Source organism: Chitinophaga hostae, from assembly GCF_018224885.1.
In the GTDB taxonomy this organism is placed as follows: domain Bacteria; phylum Bacteroidota; class Bacteroidia; order Chitinophagales; family Chitinophagaceae; genus Chitinophaga; species Chitinophaga hostae.
The window spans coordinates 43,420-59,058 of the sequence record NZ_JAGTXB010000022.1 but is presented as its reverse complement, the minus strand read 5'-3'; the positions used below and the strand labels follow the sequence as shown (position 1 = coordinate 59,058).

13 protein-coding genes are annotated in these 15,639 nt (G+C 44.7%); 3 read left to right on the top strand and 10 right to left on the bottom strand.

Features of this window, described 5'->3' with window-relative positions:
* The first annotated feature begins 4 nt into the window (after positions 1-4).
* On the top strand, positions 5-1,474 hold the full coding sequence (locus KE626_RS29135; RefSeq protein ID WP_211976592.1) for a RagB/SusD family nutrient uptake outer membrane protein: 1,470 nt from the start codon (positions 5-7) through the stop codon (positions 1,472-1,474).
* A gap of 115 nt (positions 1,475-1,589) precedes the next feature.
* Here KE626_RS29135 and KE626_RS29130 read toward each other — a convergent pair whose 3' ends face one another.
* The 10 genes from KE626_RS29130 to KE626_RS29085 all read right to left on the bottom strand — a co-directional run bounded on the left by KE626_RS29130 (position 1,590) and on the right by KE626_RS29085 (position 14,403).
* A complete protein-coding gene (locus tag KE626_RS29130) occupies positions 1,590-2,498 on the bottom strand; it encodes a DUF4302 domain-containing protein (RefSeq protein ID WP_211976591.1) in 909 nt (302 codons plus the stop codon).
* Between the two features lie 33 nt (positions 2,499-2,531).
* Entirely contained in the window at positions 2,532-3,419 is an 888-nt protein-coding gene (locus tag KE626_RS29125) for a substrate import-associated zinc metallohydrolase lipoprotein (protein ID WP_211976590.1), read from the bottom strand.
* A gap of 75 nt (positions 3,420-3,494) precedes the next feature.
* Positions 3,495-4,970 carry a RagB/SusD family nutrient uptake outer membrane protein gene (locus KE626_RS29120; RefSeq protein ID WP_249207780.1) on the bottom strand — a complete coding sequence of 492 codons (1,476 nt, stop codon included), beginning with the start codon at positions 4,968-4,970 and terminating at the stop codon, positions 3,495-3,497.
* A 21-nt stretch (positions 4,971-4,991) separates the two neighbouring features.
* On the bottom strand, positions 4,992-8,441 hold the full coding sequence (locus tag KE626_RS29115) for a SusC/RagA family TonB-linked outer membrane protein (protein ID WP_249207778.1): 3,450 nt from the start codon (positions 8,439-8,441) through the stop codon (positions 4,992-4,994).
* A 619-nt stretch (positions 8,442-9,060) separates the two neighbouring features.
* Positions 9,061-9,771: a LytR/AlgR family response regulator transcription factor gene (locus KE626_RS29110; protein ID WP_249207775.1), complete on the bottom strand. Its 711-nt coding sequence runs from the start codon at positions 9,769-9,771 to the stop codon at positions 9,061-9,063.
* Positions 9,771-10,796 carry a sensor histidine kinase gene (locus tag KE626_RS29105; protein ID WP_211976589.1) on the bottom strand — a complete coding sequence of 342 codons (1,026 nt, stop codon included), beginning with the start codon at positions 10,794-10,796 and terminating at the stop codon, positions 9,771-9,773. Before KE626_RS29105 ends, KE626_RS29110 begins: the two co-directional genes overlap by 1 nt.
* Positions 10,797-10,821: 25 nt before the next feature.
* On the bottom strand, positions 10,822-12,045 hold the full coding sequence (locus KE626_RS29100) for an acyltransferase family protein (RefSeq protein ID WP_211976588.1): 1,224 nt from the start codon (positions 12,043-12,045) through the stop codon (positions 10,822-10,824).
* A gap of 78 nt (positions 12,046-12,123) precedes the next feature.
* Entirely contained in the window at positions 12,124-13,032 is a 909-nt protein-coding gene (locus KE626_RS29095; protein WP_211976587.1) for an ADP-ribosylglycohydrolase family protein, read from the bottom strand.
* Between the two features lie 30 nt (positions 13,033-13,062).
* Positions 13,063-13,671, bottom strand: a complete 609-nt coding sequence (locus KE626_RS29090) for a hypothetical protein (protein WP_211976586.1) — start codon at positions 13,669-13,671, stop codon at positions 13,063-13,065.
* A gap of 84 nt (positions 13,672-13,755) precedes the next feature.
* Positions 13,756-14,403, bottom strand: coding sequence for an NADPH-dependent F420 reductase (locus KE626_RS29085; RefSeq protein WP_211976585.1), 648 nt, complete (start codon positions 14,401-14,403; stop codon positions 13,756-13,758).
* Positions 14,404-14,737: 334 nt separating this feature from the next.
* Here KE626_RS29085 and KE626_RS29080 point away from each other — a divergent pair, with 334 nt between their 5' ends.
* Together KE626_RS29080 and KE626_RS29075 are read left to right on the top strand one after the other, a co-directional pair.
* Positions 14,738-15,202: a carboxymuconolactone decarboxylase family protein gene (locus KE626_RS29080; protein ID WP_211976584.1), complete on the top strand. Its 465-nt coding sequence runs from the start codon at positions 14,738-14,740 to the stop codon at positions 15,200-15,202.
* 58 nt (positions 15,203-15,260) lie between these two features.
* A complete protein-coding gene (locus KE626_RS29075) occupies positions 15,261-15,596 on the top strand; it encodes a YciI family protein (protein WP_211976583.1) in 336 nt (111 codons plus the stop codon).
* Positions 15,597-15,639 lie beyond the last annotated feature (43 nt).

Genomic DNA, 15,639 nt, shown 5'->3' with positions numbered 1-15,639 from the left:
ATTGATGAAAATTATACACTTGAAATATATCATCTGCCTGCTTACCGTCACCTGCATCTCCAGTGGTTGTAAAAAATACCTGGATACACCTGCCGATAATCTGCGTACGCCAAAAACAGTAGCAGATTATACGGAAATGCTTAACGGTGAGGGATGGAGCAGGAACTTGTCGGCCAACAGCGACCTGTCTCTTTACTTCCTTGATATGATGACAGCAGATGTAACCGAAAGTGCCGGCCCTACCCCCCCGGTAGATGAAAAAGGTCCTTACTCTGCGTTTTACACCTGGCAGAATATATACGATGCCCAATATGATGAAAGACATACGCCTTCTGCTATCCTGAATAATACCTGGTTGGGATTATATAGAATTATAAAAGTTTGCAACATTATTACTGATGAGGGAAACGAGATCCAGGGGGATCTTTCTTCCAGACAATTTTTACTGGGGGAAGCACATTTTTCCAGGGCGCTGGCTTACTATTATCTTATAAACATCTGGGGCACACCTTATGATCCTGCAAACAATGCTGATTCCATGGGTGTACCACTGCAAACAAGCAGTGCTTTAGTCAATACCGCGCTTCCGAGAAGCCCGGTACATGTTGTTTACAATCAGATACTGGAAGACCTCAACAATGCCCTCAGCTATGTACAGGCATCCGGAAAATCAGGCAGTATTTATCACTATTCTGCTGCTGCAGTTTACCTGCTACTGTCAAGGATACATCTCTATCTTCAGCATTGGGAGCTGGCTGCCACATTTGCGGGAAAATGCCTGGAAATCAAACCTGTATTGAATGATATCACTAATCAAAACAATACTAGGTCTGATTTTTATTCCAGTCTTTTGGGGGTTAGTAATCCAGAGGTGATATATACTTTCTACAATGATTTGAATCCTGATGTGTTTAATATTTTTGGAGATGGAAATAGCTATGGCTTTACCGTTTCCCCGGAGCTTCTGCAATTGTACAGCGCCACCGATCAACGGTTAGCCGGTTATTTTTATGATAACAACAAAACGATCATCCCAAAAACATTCAACACCGCCGGTAACATTTACTGTTTCTCGTTTCGTACAGCGGAAGCTTATCTTAACAGGGCCGAAGCAAATGCACACCTGGGTGAAACCGGTAAAGCGCAAGCTGATATTGACCTGTTAAAAAATAATCGCGTGAAAAGTGTCATCAGAAATACATTGACGAGTAAGCCTTCCCTGCTTTCGGAAGTACTGGCGGAGCGCAGAAAGGAACTGGCCTTTCAATTGCACAACTGGTTTGATCTGAGACGAACCAACAGTCCGGCAATGATCCACTACTTCACACCGGTTACCAATCAACGGGTTCAACCCTTGCAACAATTTGTACTTCGGAAAAACGATCCGGGTTATACGCTGGAGATACCGGCCAAGGCTTTACAGGCCAATCCTGCCTTGCATCCCCTGGGTCTTGAAGCCAGGATACCTTATTAAATAACCAACAACCGCTTCTTCCAGGGAAAATTTAAATTGCAGCAGCAGTAATGCTGCCGCCTCTGTTATCAACCATATTCGTGATTTATGATGAAGCCACATGCATCTCCGGCAGTTACTGCCGGAGAAGTATTTCCTCATTAACACGATCCGCGCCGGCGGAATTGGTATAAAATGTTTTTATGTATATGCGCCCGCTTGCCGGGTCATAAGATTGGTCCAGTATTTTAAAGGAGCCTTCCTTTATCTGGCTCTGCATCACTGCATTGATAGTAATGGTGACGTCTTTAGTTGTGTTGTCTTTCACAAAAATGTTATACTGCCAGCCGGAGCCGCCAAGATCGCTGTAATCAATACTCACAGTACCTGCAAATTTCAGGGGATTGGCTGCTTTAACGTCGTCGAACTTCCAGGTATTGGCGATTATTCCCGCAGCTTGTGTTGTTTTGTACCCGGTACGTACTGAAGTTGACTTATAATTACCCGCCAGCAGATACCCGGGAAGAACGATGGCGCCGGAGGTATCTTTTGCTGCAGCCCGTGACATGGTGATATCAGATCCGTTATATTTCCCTTTTAACACAAAGCTGTCTGCGCTGCCGGAAATAATTTCAAGTTCAAAATCTGATTTCAGTCCTGTGCCAAGTTGTGCGCCGGGTACTTTTTGCTCCGGATCAGCCAACAGGTGCAGATAGGTATAAGTATCAAATATTAACTCGGGTTGCTGTAATGCTTTAAGCCGGTAACTGCTGCTTAAAGACGGCTGATTTTGCCAGCGGGAAACTACCCGGTTGCTATCATTGAACTTAAACCAGAATGCATACACATTGTTATTTTGTTCGGGATTGGGCACTACCTTTGCGACCCAGCCGTATGGCGCTGCTACCAGGATAGATTGATAATCTGCCAGGACTTTATTCAGCCGTTGGTCAGCAGATTGATCAAAAACGGATGAATGGAGATCCTTTTTACAAGAAGTAACGACCATCGCAACCAATAATATATATACCAGATATTTAATCATCTCTGTAAAATTTATAGTGTAAAAACTAACTGCCTATCGATGCAACACATTATAGATCTGTTGCTGTACGGCGGTTTGCAAACTATAGAAATCAAGGTTATAGGCATCTCTGAAATAATCCACTACAATCTTCTCCTTTGCTCTTAATAAACTGATGCCGGTTGGATTATTAAGGCTGTCGGGATATTCCGGGAAGGGGTGATAAAGCGTATAATCGTAACGCGCACGCCCCATTACCAACATGGTTGATACCAGTTCAGCAATATCTTCCCCGGGTTCTTTCCGGGCGTAGTTGGTCACAAATCCCCGTGTCCAGGAGTTATCCTCCGGAGGCAAAGCACTCCAGTTACCGGTATAACCATCCGGTGTTACCTTGTTAAACGCTATCGGGTAATTTTTCTTTTGATTTAAGATATGCGTGTATTCATGGTGGATCAGGTGCGCCATATCAGCCACTCTTCCGCTATCTTTACGGCTATATGAATTAATACCAAACAACAGGATTTTGAGTCCACCTTCAGCCAGTCCGGCTACGGCATTGCCGTTACTCTGCAAGGCAATACTTCCGGACAGCATGATCTGCTTCGGTGTATTTATTTTCATGAAGGTACTGTCGCCGGAAGTTTTGTTGTACGGAGTAATCCAAATACTGATGATATCCTGTGTTACCGGGATCACGGTATTCTCCGTGGGTGGCACCAGGATCAAACTCTTATCAAATTCTGACTGATCCCATTTATATTTCATTTCTATATTATAGGGCTTTATCATAGAGTCGTACAGCCACTTATCAATGGGGCTTTGTATCCAGGAATCACCGCCCAAACCGGTAATATTGGTGTCCAGCGTTTCCTTTTTGTTACAGGCAATAACCACACAAGCAATTATTACCAGCGATATGAATGACTTTAAATATTTCATTCTTAAAGATTTAATCAGTTGTATATATTATTTCAATACGCACCACATCGTCAGACAGGCATGAATCGTCATTGGCTACCTGGGATTAGGCGCCAATCCATTAGCTTGCGCCTCCTGTGGAATTTGCAACACTTTCCTCGGATCATCTGCGCTGATATTGATAATGGCGCCTTTATCATCTATATGTGTAAGCGGGAGCTTATTTCTGAGGATATCCATCCATCGCATTCCTTCCTGCATAAACTCGCTTCTGCGTACATCCAGGATTGCCTGGACAGTTGCGCCCAATGGATCTGCTGCCTTGTTATAATAAGCCGTTACTTTATCTAAGGTGACGCCGTTAAGAGCGGGATCATAGTTAATTACCCGTGTACTGTAATAGGTATTCAAATCTGCCATTGCGGTACTAAAATCACCGGTTCGTGCACTTGCTTCTGCATGGTTAAACAGTACTTCTTCTGCAGTAAACAACGGAACATATATATAAGGGTTGCCAACATCTGCGCTGGTATAAACAAAATTCTCCTTCCATTTTTCGTTGCCTTGGTCATTATTGTTAGATCCAAAATAAAACACATTATAGGCCAACGATCCCCTGGCAATATTCCCGGAAAAAAATATTTTACCTGAAATGGCAGCATTTAATCCATATTGATATCCGATCCAAGCTCGTCCCCATACGGAATTTGCAGTAGCTAACAGCAGGTTGGCTTTTGTGTCAGGGCTTGTAAACGCGGCTTCTCTTTCCGCGCGTGTAGCGATATTGAAAGTAGTATTCAGCGGGCGAAGATAGTCTCCGAAATTATTACCGGGAAAAACCTGGCTGGAATAATTCAGTACTTTGGCATAATCTTTCTTAAACAAATAGAACCGGGCGGCAAAAGCATTTGCGGCAGCTTTATTAAAATGGAAAGATGGTACTTTATATGCGCTGTTGTTGATTAACGGTAATCCTTCGGTCAAATCCTTTTCAATCATTTCGTACACATACTTCACTGTTTTTCTTTCATACTTTGCATTAATGGTTTTTTCAGGCGCCAGCATGTAAGGAATACCGGGATCAGTAGCAGCGGTGGCAACATCATAAGCTTTCGAAAAAAAAGTCACCAACATAAAATGCGCATAAGCCCTCGCCAACAAAGCTTCCGCTTTATAAGGAATATAGGCAGTCTGGTTAGTTGCTTTATTGATAGCATCCAACGCCTGGTTTGCAGCGGCAATAGCCTTATAACAACCTTGCCAGTAAACATCCGGAGAGCCTGGGTCAGTACTGGCATAGTCATTGAACTTGTAGGCATTTATGTTTACACGCAGATCACCACTATACTGGTTACCGGAATGTCCTCTGTCTCCAGCGTTATCAGACATCGACTCACTAAAACAAATATAGTCCTGATCCGGGTAGGCAGATGTTAGCATTTGCGCCACTTTATCGGGCGTATCGAGGGTGGTTCTGTTATCCGGGTCTACTTCCAGGTATTTATTGCACGCAGTCAGTAACACCATGCCGGTACACATCAATACACCTGCTTTTATAATATTTTTCATCATAATAGTTCTTTTAAGAAATCCTTACAAACCAACTTTTAATGACATCACCAATTGACGTTGCAGCGGCTGCGCAACACCTCCGGCGTTGAAAAACTCCGGATCCTGTCCTCTCAGTTTACTGTCGGAATACAACAACCAGAGATTGCTGGCCGATGCAGTAAGCGACAGGTTATTTAAACCGATATTTTTAATCATACGGGGAGGTAATACATAACTCAGCGCCACATATTTAACCCGTATAAATCCTCCATCTGCCACCCTTGCGGAAGAGTAGTTATAGTTGTTGTAAGGATAAGCATCTGTCATTCGGTAATTGGTGAGCGCATCAAGAATAGACGGCACGTTTGTTACTTTCTGATCACCCGATAGTGACCAGCGGTCCAGGAATTCCCGGGGAAATGCATCCAGATCGGAGTAAGTAGATTTAAATACAGGGTTCAGCCTGATTTTATTTCCGGCCTGGTAGGTAAGTAATACATTCAGCGATAAACTTTTGTAGCGGAATGTATTAGAGAATCCTCCTGTAACAGGCGGATCTACCGGTCCTTCATATACCAGGTATTTAGTTTCTATATCCTGTAAATTTACTTTACGGGAAACAACTCCCGCTTCATTTACAAACAATGGAATCCCTGTATTATTTTCCAGGCCTTTGTAGTTGAGGGAGAAAAGGCTGCTTACGGGATAGCCTTCTTTGTTCCCTCCTTCCGGTTTTACCTGGTCAAATATAATAGGGGTATTTTTGGCGTTGGTAATTTCGTTCTTGTTGTAGCCGAAGGTGAGGTTCGTTTTCCATCCTATATCCGTGCTACGGATGATGTCAGCACCGATGGTTACTTCTGCACCCTTTGAGCTCAGGTCAGCATAATTGGCTACTCTTACGTCCTGACCGCCTATGCCGGAAGTTTTTATTCCTGCAATCAGGTCGAACCCTTTTTTCCTGTAGAGATCAATGCTTGTGGTGAGCCTGTTATTAAAAAATGCGGCGTCTACCCCCACGTTCAGTGAGTATTGTTTTTCCCAGGTAAGATCAGCGTTCTCAAGGTCAACAATCTGGATACCTGATTCGATTACCCGCGCATACTGACGGTAAGTATTCTGGGCTTTCAGTATTGCCGCTGAATTGGTAGCAGATCCTAAATCTGCCGTCAGTCCGTAACTGGCGCGCAGCTTAAGCATGTTCAATTTCCCGGCATCTTTCAGGAAATTTTCCTGGTCCAGGTTCCAGGCGCCACTCAAACTCCAGGTAGGCAACCAACGGGCAGAGGGCGACTTTCCCAAACGATTGGAACCATCAGTGCGCACCGCTCCGGTAAAATTATAGCGATTATTGTAGGTATACCCGGCGGTGGCATAAAAGGCAGCATAGCGATCATACGTTTGCTGCATGCCAAAATACGGAAGGTTGGCTTCACTGGCCTGTTTAAACGCAAGGTAATTGGGGAGTACGCTGCCACCATAATCGTATTGGTAACCGTACCCGGTGTTTAACGCGTTCTGCCTGTTGGCGTATTTAACTTCCTGTCCTACCAATACATTCAGATCATGTTTGCCGAATGTTTCCGTATAGTTCAGGCTATTCCTAAAGTTATAGTTGGTCAGTGAATTTTCGTTCCTGTTATAAAACCCTCCTGCGGGTAATACAATCTGCGGGAAAGCGTTGGGGTTATCCGGATCCTTATACAGGAAGCGGTTGGCATTTGCAATAACAGCATTAGCCGCTGCCCTGTATGCCTGCGCCTTATTGGCATTTTCATTCACCAGGTCTTCCTGGCTGGTTTTGGCATACCTGATAGCGCCCAGGAAATCGTATCTAAGATGTTTGGTAATCTTGTAAGACAGGTTGCCTTGTAATTTCAGATCCAAGACGGAGAGCTTTAAGGTATTATTTTGCAGCTCATTGAGGATATTAAAAGGTGCGTAGTTTCGTGTAAAATATTCGAGGTCCCCGTTCTCCATATAGGCAGTCAATGCGCGACTGGTATTTAGTGCGTAGTTATATGGGTTAATGTCAAAGTCCCTGGTCATCTTTCCATAAAAAGCATCGGTGCTGCGCGCCACTGTACCGGGGGCTTCCTGCTGTCTGACAGATCCTGTAGCAATTAAGCCGGCAGATAGCTTATCAGAAAAAGTATAGTTGTTCTGGGAGTTAAACGTAAAACGTTTGACTTTATCTGCCACCGTCCAGCCATTGTCGTTATAGAATCCGGCAGAAAAATAAGACTGCATTTTTTCCGAGCCGCCGGAAAGACTGATCGTATGTTCCTGTATCAGGGAGTTGCGGAATAGGATATTAAACCAGTTGGTGTTCGCCAATGCGTAACGTTGTAAATAAGCACTTCTCCCTGCCTGTGTATTTTCGAGTAAGAATTTCCCAGTGGCAGGATCATACGTTTGCAGCTGATCATACATTTTGCCATATACGCCTTTGTTGGCGCTGTTGCCAATATCTGCCAGGTTGAACAGTCCTTTCCGGGCTATCTCTGCATCGACAGACATCTGTTCTGCCGAATTCATGATATTAAAATTGTTATAGCTGGGTCTTAGCTGCGTGCTGAAGTTGCCGGTATAGTTAGTGGTCATTTTCCCGGAGCGGCCTTTTTTGGTGTTGATTACCACCACGCCGTTCATGGCTCTGGCTCCATACAGGGAAGTGGCCGCTGCATCTTTGAGGATGTAAATATCTTCCACGTCGTTCATGTTCAGTCCTGCCACAGAAGACGCCAGTAAGGTAGAAGGGTCGCCGCTGGACAGCTGATCGTTTGACACATCAATTACGTCTTCCAGTGCAATACCATCCACTACCCACAAAGGTTTGTTTTCGCCGGTAAGGGAAGTAACACCCCTGATACGTACTTTGGGGGCGGATCCAAAAGTGGCTGATACGCTTTGTATACTTACGCCGGCGGCCTTCCCTTCCAGCGCCCGGCTGATATCTGTGGTACCATCCATCCGGATATCTTCTGCCTTCAACCTGGTAGAAGCGCCCGCAAATTTTCTTTTATCAATTTCCTGGAAACCGGTTACAATGACCTCGTTCAAGCCTTTTGCACCTTGTTTCATGACAACATCCAGGTGTTTGCTGCCATCAACATTCTTCACCACGGCTGCATAACCGATGAAGGTAAAAGCCAGTTTATCGTTCGGAGCAGCGGCGATGCTGAACTCTCCCAGGCTGCCTGTTACGGCGGCCTTTTTACTGTTTGCGGCCCTTACCACTACGCCAGGCAATGCATTTCCTTTTTCGTCCGATACCTTGCCTGAAACGATGATGGATGAATCCCTGGCCGCAGATACTGCCCTTCCCTGGTTTTGCCGGGCGGTGGCGACTCCGGCAACTGTTAAGATTAGCATAAGCGTTGTGGTGGTGACCAGTAATAACTGTTTGGCCATCAATGCCGGCCTCACAAATGATTTGGTTGACATGCACACGTTCCCTATACGGAACGTTCTGTAAAAGTCCATATTCATATTGTTATAGAATTATTTTAACTCCACCCTGTGGTCAGGAGCTGGTCAGGTTTAGTCTTTTGTTGTTATAGTGGGCCCACTACTTGATTCTAGTCGATTTTGTATTACTTCATGATTGGTTTCAGATGAATTACGGTTATACGACAGGCGGGAAATAAAAAAGGGTGACTCGGGGGAAAAAAATTCTTAGCGGGAGCAAAACCTGACTGATCGAAAGCGCCAGGCTGCTCAAATCCGGATTTGAGTATAATTATCAGATGGCGGTGCAGGTTATTATAGTTCCTATCACCTTTAACAGATTTTCTATTTTATCTGTTTAACCTATGCTTAACACCACGGTTTATAAAACGTGTTAGTTTTGCAGCCTTTATCATATCTCATCCGGTTTCCAAGTGACTTATGAGACTATGCAAGCACAAAATGTTTTTCAATGAGTACCCGGTTTGCACGTTTTCTCAATAACCAACTTCAAATAGAAGATTTCTTATCAGGCGCATTGAGCATGGATACCTCTAAATTACCAGAAGACGTGCCTCTCTATTCACCGGTACCTCTTCATTTCCTCTCAGGCAAGCTGATGCCTGCTATCAAATGCTTTCTTCATCTGCCATAAGTTTCACTACTTCTTCAACAGCTTATTATTCAATATCCGCTCCAGCACTTCCTCTTTCTGATACTTACTGATAGGCACGTCCTGTTTGCCCACATGCAGCATATTTCCTTCAATGGCGCTGATTTGGTTGATGTTAACCAGGTAAGATTTATGCGGCTGTAAAAACTGCCGGGGTGGTAGTTTTTCCTGTACGGATTTCAGTGTAGCGTGGGTCATAATTTTCCGGTCTGCGGTATAGAAGGTTACATAGTTACCCTGTGCCTCGGCAAACAGGATATCATTGAAGAGCACCTTTTCCAGTTTGCTGTCTGTTTTAATAAAAATATATGGTTGCTCACCGGGTTGCCGGGTAGAAAAATAGTCATAGGCTTTATTGGCTGCTTTGAGGAAGCGTTCAAAGGAAACCGGTTTTACCAGGTAATCCAGTACATCGAGTTCAAATCCTTGAATGGCATACTGTTCATAGGCTGTAGTAAAGATCACTTTGGGTGGGTTAGGATAGCTTTTCAGGAACTCGATGCCTGTCATATAAGGCATTTCGATGTCCAGGAACAACAGGTCGACAGGCTGTTGCTTCAGTATGGTATTCAGTTCTATGGCGTCTTCACAAACAGCTATCACTTCCAGGAAGCCGATTTTATCTGCGTATCCCTTTAGTCCTTTGCCTGCCAGAGGCTCATCGTCTGTAATGACGCATTGTATGGTCAGATGCTCCATTAGTTGAATGTTAGTTTTAATGCTGCTGAAAAACTATCTTCTTTTGTTTCGGTGGTCAGGGTGTGCATTCCCGGGTATAATAGTTCCAGTCGTCGTTTCAGGTTATCTAATCCAATACCGCCGTTACGGGCAAAACGTGTTTTATCGGGTATTGCATTTTCAACGATGAAAGACAGCTCGTTCCCCACCCTACTCATCTGCATACGAATATAAAAGCTGCCGCCCACATATTTAAAGGCGTTTTCCACCAATGGCAAAAAAAGTAAGGGGTATACCTGTTCGTTGTGCAGCTGCTTGTCGAAAACAACGGTTAATTGCAATTTTTGGGAAGATCTTATCTTTTGCAATTCGATGAAGTTCTGCAGATACTGTATTTCGGTGCGGATACTTACTGTTTGTTGCTGGTCGTATAACTGGTAACGCAGCAATTCCGAAAAGCGCTCTACTGTTTTTTTGGCAGCCTGTGTATCTTCATCCATCTGGAAATAAATCGTATTGAGTGCATTAAATAAAAAATGCGGATGATACTGCGCACGAAGGAACTTCAGTTCCGTCTGCAGTTTATCGTTTGTGATTTTTTCCAATTGCAGCCTGTTCTGCACATATGCCTGTAAAAAAAGATGGCTGCGCCTTACGCCATAGTAGATCAGGGCATATAACAGCGGAATTACATTGATATCCACAGCATCAAACCACTGCAGACCGTCGTCGGTGAAAGCGGCCATGGGCAGCATGGTCAGGTTCTGGATGAGGAAATTTATCACGAAAACGTAGCCCAGTTCAGAAGCTATTCTTTTATAAGAAAAATCAACCGGCTGTTTTTCGTCAAAATAGCGAAACAACTTATCGAATATCCACATAAAAGCATAGCCCATGATGGCGCTGCAGGCTGCCTCAACCGTATTCAACCCCAGTGACCGGTGCCAGAACCGCAGACCGCTGGAGCTGTCGGCCAACAAACGTATGGTGTAATACACCAGCAAACCATATAGTCCGGGGAAAATATATTTCCAGAATATCTTCATAATAATTAACGGAAGTTACAATTAATTATGCGGTTGCGGGCTGAGGTGAGGTCATCAATGGCAGGACGTCTTCTGCTGCCGGCTGTTTTACCGCCGGTTGCCGGGATCTCATCCCAAAAAGAAAGCGCATAGCACCAAAGGGCCGGATAAACAGGTGAAAAATACCCATGCTGATCATAAAGGTGACTACTACCGTAAATGAATACAGTAATCCAACGCCATCCCCTGTTTGCACAAGGTAATAAGTGATCAGCACAATCACCGTCTGATGTAAAATGTAAAAGGGATATACGGCTTCATTGATATATGACAACACCGGGCTTTGTTTATTAAGATATTTCTTTCCATATCCAACAATTGCCAACACCCACATCCAGGCGCAGATAGCGGAAATGGCCATAAAAAGGTAAGTTGCCGGCGCCAGTTTGAAGTCGGTGTACACCATCCATGGCTCCAGTTTATTCCAGCGCAGGTAGTTAATGAACAATATGCTGGCAAAAGCAATCATCAGTGAAGTTCGGCGATTGCGTTCCAGGCTGTCCATAAAGGCGGGATTGGCTATGCAGATAAAACCCGCCAGCACATAAAACAGCCAATAGGGAAGATAAGCATAGTCGTGTACCAGGTCGTTCGTTTCCGGGAACTTAAGTGCCATAAAAGTATAGACCAGCACACCCGGTATCATGAGCAGATAAATCCATTTCCCTTTGGCCATCCAGTTCATTTTCCCGATAAAAGCCTTTCCCCTGGGAGAAATGAGCCATACAAAGAAAGGAGCAAAAACGATATCATATACCAGCAGGTAACAGATAAACCAGAGATGATGCCAGCTGAGATTACCTTTGGGGTAAGCGCCTGTAGTAAACATGTGCTGGTAGAAGCTCCAGAAATTACCTTTAAATCCTTGCGTTAAGCGCTCCATATATACCTGTGGCGGCACAATTACCAGGATGCCCAGTAACAGCGGCACCAACAACCGCCTGACGCGGAGGCCAATAAAACCGCCACCACTTCTGCGCTGCAGCATATAATAGCTCACCGTACCTGAAATAAAGAACAACAGGGGCATCCGGAAACGATGGGCAAAATCATTGAACTCCAGTAACGCATGGCTGGTTTCCTTATTTTTTATATGCCAGGACCACTCGGCCACATAGGGCATGGCGGAATGAAAAAACAATACACCGATGATAGCGAAAATCCTTAACCAATCCAGATAAGCCTGACGGGCGGGTAATTGTGGTTGCATACAATATATTTTTTCACAAACCTACCGGTAGCGGGAGGTATGTAAAAAGATATTTGACGTATGGACGGATTCCGGTGATCAAAAGACGGGGAAAAAAGGGCTTTGATCAAATTTTTCTGTCTGCATGATCCATTGTACCGGAATGGTATGCTTGGGGGCAGACAACACAACTATGCTTCCAACGATAGCGGCAATTGTATCGCGGTCGCCAAGACCACTGACAGCTTTCCATAATGCTGCTTCAAAATTGGCGGTATGATGGGCCGCACACCACAAGGCAAAAGGCACCGTGTCCTGCGCAGTTAGCTGCATACCGTTACCAAGAACGGAAACGATTGTCCGTATATCATAATTTACCGGCAGCGTAGCGGCTTTCCTTATCTTGTACTTTACGTCGCTTTCCGGCGTGTGGCCAACAATGAAATCAAAAAACGATGCAGCGGATACTGCCGGTGTATTCGCACAAAATGCGGCTGCCAGGGCTACCGCAACTGCACCTGCCATTGCTTCGGGGTGAAAATGTGTCACCGCTGCCGCCAGGGAGGCCTGTTCTTTGATCTTTTCCACATTGTCCCTGAAGTAGGCACCAATGGGACCAGAGCGCATTGCCGCACCATTGCCCATAGAACCCATGCCATCAAATACACTGCTGCTCACCTCCTCCCAATGCCTACCTGCACCTATTGCCTTTAGAATGGCATGAGCCGTACCACCGTAGCCTCTGTAATCATCGAGCCGGTAATTCTCCGCAAATACCCGGGCCAGTTGATCCTGGTTTACTTCTCCATACTCCGATAAAATATTATAGATGCCAATCCCCATCACTGTATCATCTGTGAAAAGCCACTCGCCTTCCTGTATTTGCCGGCTGCTGATCCGGTCGGCAATCACCTCTTCTTTACCAAAAAATGTTTCGCCAAAAGCATCGCCAATGGATAAACCCAACAGTGATTCTCTTGCGGACTGAATCCGATCGATATGTGTCATATAAGCTGGATAAAAAGTTGTACAGGCAGATTATCTCTGCTTATTATTCTTTGCCCGTTGTTTATTGATTTCATCCATGATAAAATAACCAGGGTTTTCTACCTCATGTCCGATGTTAATAAAAAATCTCTTTAGCAGGTCATATGTCTCATAATCCCCTCTAATATGCTGAAACGCGGCAGTTTCCATGTACATGCACTCAAGGCAAACGTTCAGAGAGGATACCATTTTACCAGTGGCATCATAAAAAACAATCCCGTCACGATAAATTGGAGCACAAAGAAAGTGTGGTTCTTCTATTACCGCTGTTCTTAAAATTCGTTTCAGCAAATCTACCTTTTGATCATCGTGCCGGAAGCTATTTGTTCTGTTACTGGAAGAATGAAACTCTCCATTGTCATTTATAAGATATTGTGTACAACCTACGTGGGGAATAAGCCGCTGATAGGTTTCTTCCTCACCGGGGGACAGCCTCCTGCCCCTTTCTTTCCATGTTCTTAACCGCATATACATTTCGCTCTGTTGTTTGTACTGATTCTCATAAACAGTACCACGTTGCAAGGAATAGGTATCTATATAATCAAACTTCAACCGGTTAATATAGTCTGCGGCATCGGTGTATTGATGGGAATTGGGCATAGGCCTGATTTCAGACGCCAAATATACTTTGATGCCTGTTAAAATAAAATTTCTCCCTAAAAAACACATGAATACCCCCCACTCCTACGGCTTCAATAATTTAAACGCATGGTTCCAGCTGTTCCGCAAAAAGCCGGGTATACACCATAATATACAAAGGGGTTCTATGGCCTGGGCAGCAGCGGCAACGCCCATGTCCTCCGTTTCCCAGCCAAAATCCGTTAGTATACCCGTTACGGTTGTTTTGGCAGCGGTATCATTACCGCAAATAAACATGGTAGGCAGGCCACCGGACAATTGTGGCTTATACATCTGCATACTCCCCACGCTGTTAAAGGCTTTTACCACGCTGGCATCCGGGAGGAGGGCCTGGATCTTTTCCATGAGGGAGCTGTTTTGCGCTGTAAAAAATTTCAGCACCCCGTTTTCCGGTGGTCCGCCGGCAATAGGATTGGTAGTATCAATGACGGTCTTACCGGCGAAATTGGCCACTCCGGCCTGTTGCACGGCCGACTCGGCAGCGCTGCCAGCTACGCAGAGGATCAGCAGCTCACCAAATTGTGCAGCAGCATCGAAAGTCCCCGTTTGGCCTTTTGGATTTTCATTTTTCCAGGTTTGTACCTCTTCTTTGGCAGGGTTGCGGGTACCCAGCATTACATCGTGTCCTTCGGCTAAGAATGCGGTCCCCAGCGTTTGTCCTACTTCGCCGGAACCAATAACACCAATTTTCATGGTTAAATTGTTTTTGAAGAATTTATATAATAATTGTTGGTCATAATATGGGTATCATGAGGAGTGCCGGCCTGATGGTTTAGGAGTATAACTTACCAGAAGGTACGAATTTAGTGCAGATTATTGCGTGTTACGGCGGTCAAATTGATGCCTTTCCACCCCTGGGCCCCGAAAAAAACAGATTATTTTTCCTCCCAAAACCCGCCACTGTATTATATCAGCGATAAAAAAAATGATTTTTTTAGAAATTTTTCTTCCGGAGATGTCCAATTGGGAAAAGGTCAGTCATTATTGAAGTATAAACACAAACATTCAATCTTAAATAAAAAGAATCATGGAACAAAGAATTAACTATGTAGAAAAAGGTGCTAATGCGTTCAGAGCATTAAATGGTTTAGGTGCTTACCTCTCCAAATCAATTATTGAACAACCGCTTTTACACCTGATCTATTTCAGGGTATCACAAATTAATGGTTGTGCTTACTGCCTCGATATGCATTCCAAGGATCTCCGCGCCATCGGGGAAACGGAGCAACGTCTTTATATGCTGAATGCCTGGAAAGACTCGCCTGTTTATACAGCACGTGAACGGGCTGCATTCGCCTGGGCAGAAGCGGTAACAAAGGCGCATGTTCCGGATGAAATTTATGCCGCAGCACGCCAGGTATTTTCTGAAGAAGAGCTGGTAGATCTGACAGTGGCCACTATCGCCATCAACAGCTACAACCGTTTAAATGCAGCATTCCTGCCTGTGGCCGGCGGTTATAAACCTGGTATGTTTGCAACACAGGCAAATTAATATTTCTTACAATTGACCAAATTCGTACATTCATTCACTTATTTAAATCAACATCAAGATGAAAGAGTTCATGTTAATATTCCGTCAGCCAAGCTACGACTACAGTAACGCCACACCGGATGAAATGAAAACCATTGCTAAAAAATGGCAGGATTGGGTGGGAGGCATCGCTGCGCAGGGAAAGGTTTCCGCTCACGGCCGCCGTTTGGACACCGATGGTAAAGTACTGAAAGCAGGTGGAGTGGTAACAGACGGTCCATTCGTGGAAATCCGGGAGCGACTCGGCAGTTTTCTCATCGTGAAAGCCGACAGCCTGGAAGATGCTACAACGCTGGCTCATGGCTGTCCTGCGCTGGATGCCAACGGCAGCGTTGAGATCAGGGCTATTTTATAATTACTTATTATCATCACACAAAATCCACCTTTTTTACAAAGGT

Bases quoted from the DNA above. Each gene is read 5' to 3' on its own strand.
- KE626_RS29135 (WP_211976592.1), top strand. From the start codon at position 5: ATGAAAATTATACACTTGAAATATATCATCTGCCTGCTTACCGTCACC.
- KE626_RS29130 (WP_211976591.1), bottom strand. From the start codon at position 2,498: ATGATTAAATATCTGGTATATATATTATTGGTTGCGATGGTCGTTACT.
- KE626_RS29125 (WP_211976590.1), bottom strand. From the start codon at position 3,419: ATGAAATATTTAAAGTCATTCATATCGCTGGTAATAATTGCTTGTGTG.
- KE626_RS29120 (WP_249207780.1), bottom strand. From the start codon at position 4,970: ATGATGAAAAATATTATAAAAGCAGGTGTATTGATGTGTACCGGCATG.
- KE626_RS29115 (WP_249207778.1), bottom strand. From the start codon at position 8,441: ATGAATATGGACTTTTACAGAACGTTCCGTATAGGGAACGTGTGCATG.
- KE626_RS29110 (WP_249207775.1), bottom strand. From the start codon at position 9,771: ATGGAGCATCTGACCATACAATGCGTCATTACAGACGATGAGCCTCTG.
- KE626_RS29105 (WP_211976589.1), bottom strand. From the start codon at position 10,796: ATGAAGATATTCTGGAAATATATTTTCCCCGGACTATATGGTTTGCTG.
- KE626_RS29100 (WP_211976588.1), bottom strand. From the start codon at position 12,045: ATGCAACCACAATTACCCGCCCGTCAGGCTTATCTGGATTGGTTAAGG.
- KE626_RS29095 (WP_211976587.1), bottom strand. From the start codon at position 13,032: ATGACACATATCGATCGGATTCAGTCCGCAAGAGAATCACTGTTGGGT.
- KE626_RS29090 (WP_211976586.1), bottom strand. From the start codon at position 13,671: ATGCCCAATTCCCATCAATACACCGATGCCGCAGACTATATTAACCGG.
- KE626_RS29085 (WP_211976585.1), bottom strand. From the start codon at position 14,403: ATGAAAATTGGTGTTATTGGTTCCGGCGAAGTAGGACAAACGCTGGGG.
- KE626_RS29080 (WP_211976584.1), top strand. From the start codon at position 14,738: ATGGAACAAAGAATTAACTATGTAGAAAAAGGTGCTAATGCGTTCAGA.
- KE626_RS29075 (WP_211976583.1), top strand. From the start codon at position 15,261: ATGAAAGAGTTCATGTTAATATTCCGTCAGCCAAGCTACGACTACAGT.